We start from the raw sequence: 3888 nt of genomic DNA on the forward strand, positions 1-3888 counted from the left end.
CCCGATGAGCGAGGCCTTCACCTGCACCCTGCCCAACCGGACCGATCCGGTGCCGCCGTCGGGCGCGGTGAAGATCAACGACGGTGCGGCTGTGACGGGCTCTGTTTCCGTCACCCTGAGCCTCGCTGCGTCCGATTCCGGCGGGTCCGGCCTGACCTCCATGCAGTTCAGCAATGACAGCTCGGTCTGGAGTCCCTGGTACCCGTACTCGGACACGTACTCCGGCTGGTCCCTTGCCCCCGGCGAGGGGACGCGGACGGTGTACGTCCGCTTCCGGGACGCGGCGGGTAACGTCTCGGACGTGGCCGCGGCGCAGATCTACCTGCGCTTCGACATGACGCCGCCCGAGGTGGAGCTCCGGGTGAACGGCGGCGCGGAGATGGTGTCTTCGCCGGCGGTCACGCTGACGCTCAAGGCTTCCGATGACGCCACCGCGACGGCAGATCTGAGGGTGCGCTACTCCCACGACGGCCAGAGCTGGACGCCCTGGGAGCCGTTTGCCCCGACCCGGTCCTGGACGCTGCTTCCGGGCGAGGGGCCCAGGGTGGTGTACGTGCAGGTCAGGGACGGAAATGGCAACATCCGGACGGCGTACGCGCTGACCAACCTGCTCTCGAGCGTCCCCGGCCAGGTGCTTGCCGTGGTGTCGGGCCCGGGCGGGGGTCCCCTGCCCGTCCCGGCGCAGGCGGCGCGGCGCCTGGGCGTGCCGGAAACGGCGAGGCTGCTCTCGGGCCCGTACGTCAGGCTGGCGCTGAGTCCCCCGGCGGAGGCGCGGAACATGAGGTTCTCCTTCAACGGGGTCGTGTGGCAGGCGCCCGAGCCGGTGGGGACCTCCAAAGACCTGGTCTTGCCTCCCGGGGATGGTCCCCGGGCGGTCTGGGTGCAGTTCGGGACCGGCAGGCCCGTCGGCCAGGAGCTCGTGGTCGACGGCGAAGCGCCCAGGCTGGACGCGAGGTGGCTCGGCGACGCCGCGGCAGCCGCGGGCGGGCGGGCGGTCCTGGTGCTTGACGCGCAGGACAACCTCTTCCTGCCGTCGGAGCTCGAGCTGTCCCTCGACGGCGGGGCCACCTGGCAGCCATACCGTGACGTGGTGGAGGTGGGGTTCTCCGCTGCGGGGTACCAGGTGGTGCGCGTGGGCGTGCGCGACCCTGCCCTGAACGCAGCGTGGAAGACGCTGCAAATTTACAACCCCTAGCCTGGCCCCCGGGGTGGTCCCCGGGGGTTACATACCTTCCTGAAAAGCGGTGTCTGTGGTGAGGGGGTCAACGAGGGTCACGGCCGCGCCGTGGGCGATGAGGTGCTGAAGGGGTGTTCGCTGGCTGATGCGGTTGCCCGAGTGGAGGGCATCCGCCAGGCGGTGGTCTCGCGACCGTGGCCGGGTCCGGGCCGCCTCACGGTCTCGGCCAGAGTGGCGGCCTTCCCGGACGATGGGAGGACGCCTGGGGAGCTGCTGTCCGCGGCTGACTCCCGGCTCTACCGTGCGAAGCGGGATGGCCGGGACCGGGTGGTGACAACCTGATGCGGCGGCGTTCCGGGCTCGTGCGGCCGGGGCATGCGGCCCCGGCCCTTCTGCTTTTGGGGGTGGTGCTTGGGTGCGCCGGGCGGTGGCGCTGTTTTGGGCCCTGGTGGTGTCCTTCTTTTTTGCGGCCCGCGCCGCGGCCGCCGTGGAGGTCAGGGAAGTCGGCTCGCTGCCCTGGTGGTGCGTCCCGCACTACCGGGTGGCCGGGGAGCAGGGTTCCGTGGACCTGGCGGAGGTCCGGGCGGAGTGTGCCTGGGTTGAGCGCCAGTTCCCGAAGCTCGAGGCGCGGGTGCTCGTCTTCCCGCGGCCGGTGGAGGCTTCGGGGTCGTGGGAGTACCGGACGCCGGACGGCGGGTCGATTGCGGGCCGGAGGATAGGGGGCGCGGCGACGCCCGATCTGTCCGAGGCGTGCGTGTTTTCCTCGTGCTACCAGGATGCCTTTGTGGTCGCCCACGAGCTCGGCCACCTGGCCTGGCGGCAGCTCCTTACGCCCGGCCAGCGGGCGGACTACGTGTCCCTGCGGGGGCTGCAGGGGAAGCCTGACTGGTACGTGTGGGAGTGTTTCGCGGAGGACTTCCGCCTGGCCTTCGGCTCCCGCTGGGCGCGGTTCTGGGGCCACCTGTTCCTCGGGAGCGGGCCTCCTGAGGGGTTTGCCGGGCTGTTCGCCGGGGTGAGGGAGCCCTGCGGCAGGCTGAGGGGGTCCGTTTCGGAGGGGCGGGTCGACGTGTTCGTGGAGGAGCGTCGGGTGTCCTTCCCCGACGTGCAGCCCTGGGTGGATTCCGGTGGCCGGGCCTGGGCGCCGGTGCGTTTCGTGCTGGAGAAGCTGGGCCGCGTCGTGTGGTACGACCCCTGGACCGGGCGTGCCTCTGCGGGCGATCTGGAGTTCGACCTGCGGGGCGGCTTGGGCCCTGCCGGCCTGGACTTTGTGCTGCAGGACGGCAGGGTGTGCTGTCCCCTTGACGGCCTTGCCTGTCTTGTTGGCGGCGGCTGAGTGGTGGGGGTGTGGGGTGTGGAAGTCGTGGTTGTCGAGGGGGCCGCGCGCTTTAGGAGACTTTTGGCGTTTGCTCTTGCCGTGTGCCTCGTGTTCCCTGCGGTCGCCCGGGCGGGCCCGCTGGCGATTCAGGAGGAGTACGTGGACGCCGGCGGGGTCGATCTCGCGGGCACAGACGCGAGGCTGATCCCGGGCTTCCCCGGGCTGGTCGAGCTGCCGCTTGAGCCCTCGTCCGTGGCGGCAGACAGGCACGAGCTGGTGGTGTGCACTTCGGGGCGGTTGCGGGTGTGGCTGCACCGCCCGGAGGGGCTGCTCAAGGTGCTCGACAGCGCCCTTCCGTCCGCGGGAGCCGCCTGCTCGGCCGGGGGGAAGCTGTACATTGCGCGGCAGGACGGTTTCTCGGTGTACCTGGCGGGGCCCCGCGGCCTCTCGCCGGCGGGGCCGGGCGTTTCTGGCCTCTCGGGGGTGACGGGGGTGGCCGTGGGCCATGCCGGCCGGGTGTACGTTGCCTGCCGGGACCGCGTGCGCTGCTTTGCGCCCGCGGTGGGAAGTTACGTGGAGCTGCCTTCGGGAGGGCTGGCCGTGGCGGGGGTGACGGCCATCAGCGCAGACCCGGCAAGCGGCGCGGTGGTCGTGGCAACGGGCAGGAGGGTGCGGTACTTCGTGCCTGCCGGGGAGCGCCTGGCCGAGGTGCCCTGGGGTTGTGAGCTGCCCGCGCCGGTGGACGGCCTGGCCCTTTCGCCGGGAGGGAAGGAGTACCGCGTGCTGGCGGGCGGCGAGCTGCGGACGTACCGGGTGGCAGGGGGCGGGGCGGCGCTGCCGTGCTCCGCGCAGCCCCTGGGGAGGGGCGCGCTGCGCGTGGGGGACTCGGGTGACGCCGTCCCCGTGCTCTGCTCTTCGGGGGTCCGGGGCCACCTGCGCGGGAGCGGGGACGTGGTGCCCGTGCCGGCGCTGAGCGACGGCTCGTTCCGGGTGGCGAGGTACAGGTGGCGCGCCATGCTCCTGTCCAGGGAGTTTGTCACCGGCTACCCGGTGAACAAGGTGCTGGTCGCGCCTGTGTTTGCGGCCCTGCCGGAGGGCTCCTCGGTGTCGTGGGAGGTTTCAACGGACGGCGGCGCGAGCTGGACCCCGGTGGTGCCCGGGAGGGACACCCCGGTGCCGCCGGGCGCACACGTGCGCTACCGTGCCTTGATCGAGGGACCGGGTCCGGAGCCCGAGGAGACGCCGTCGCTGGACCGCTTGGGTCTGGTCGAACTCTGGACGGTGACGAGGCCGGTGCCGGTGAGGCTCATCCGGTGAGCCGCGGGTGGCCGAGCGGCCACTTGCGGCGGGTTTGAGGCGAGGGGGGTAATGCTTTGCTCTCGGCGGGGGTTGGTTT

4 protein-coding genes are annotated in these 3888 nt (G+C 71.9%); all 4 read left to right on the forward strand.

Going from position 1 to position 3888, the window contains the following annotated elements:
- Nucleotides 1-1195 (forward strand): hypothetical protein (locus AB1609_17580; protein ID MEW6048258.1); only part of this gene is annotated, 1195 nt, incomplete at its 5' end.
- A 90-nt stretch (nucleotides 1196-1285) separates the two neighbouring features.
- Nucleotides 1286-1519, forward strand: a complete 234-nt coding sequence (locus AB1609_17585; protein MEW6048259.1) for a diguanylate cyclase — start codon at nucleotides 1286-1288, stop codon at nucleotides 1517-1519.
- A gap of 73 nt (nucleotides 1520-1592) precedes the next feature.
- Nucleotides 1593-2510, forward strand: a complete 918-nt coding sequence (locus tag AB1609_17590) for a hypothetical protein (protein MEW6048260.1) — start codon at nucleotides 1593-1595, stop codon at nucleotides 2508-2510.
- A gap of 18 nt (nucleotides 2511-2528) precedes the next feature.
- Complete coding sequence (locus tag AB1609_17595) at nucleotides 2529-3809, forward strand: hypothetical protein (GenBank protein MEW6048261.1); 1281 nt, start codon at nucleotides 2529-2531, stop codon at nucleotides 3807-3809.
- Nucleotides 3810-3888: the final 79 nt, after the last annotated feature.

The organism is Bacillota bacterium (genome assembly GCA_040754675.1).
Taxonomy (GTDB): domain Bacteria; phylum Bacillota; class Limnochordia; order Limnochordales; family Geochordaceae; genus Geochorda.